General features: G+C 35.0%; 1 protein-coding gene. It reads right to left on the bottom strand.

Annotation, left to right across the window (positions count from 1 at the left end; translation table 11 throughout):
• The coding region (locus AC3A84_RS04815; protein WP_487968512.1) for a recombinase family protein at positions 1-523 on the bottom strand (523 nt) is incomplete at both ends.

Genomic DNA, 523 nt, shown 5'->3' with positions numbered 1-523 from the left:
GATCCTACAATGAAAATACTTGTGTATTCTCATGCTTCCATCCGGTCGTTTAAACTTTGATTGAGTAAGTCCCAGAATATGGTTACAAGTAGGACATCTTGCGAAGCCTTGTAATGGGGAATGCTTTCTCCATGTATAGTCAGTATTTTTCCCTTTTAAGAAACTATTATTTTCTTTGATAGCTTGAACCCTTTCAAACTCTTCTCTTGAAACGATAGCTTCATGGTGGTCATAAACTCTACCCCATTCTTCTTTAGGATTAAATTTAAAACTACCAGGAGTCAATACCGACTTTTCTTGCATATTGAAGACATAAGTGCCTGTGTAATTTTCATTGGATAAAATATCTACCACTGTACCATTTGTCCATGTTGGTGCATCTCTTGTATCTGATGATACTATGTTATATTCATAATCCATATTTGTAAGTTCTTTTTTACGTTCGTTTGGTGTTGGTATATTCTCTTCATTCATAACTGCTGCAATCTTTCTTGATGCAAGTCCTGTAAGTGCTAAGTCATAT

The sequence above is a fragment of the Paracidovorax sp. genome (genome assembly GCF_057642795.1).
This window is presented reverse-complemented; position numbering and strand designations above follow the sequence as displayed.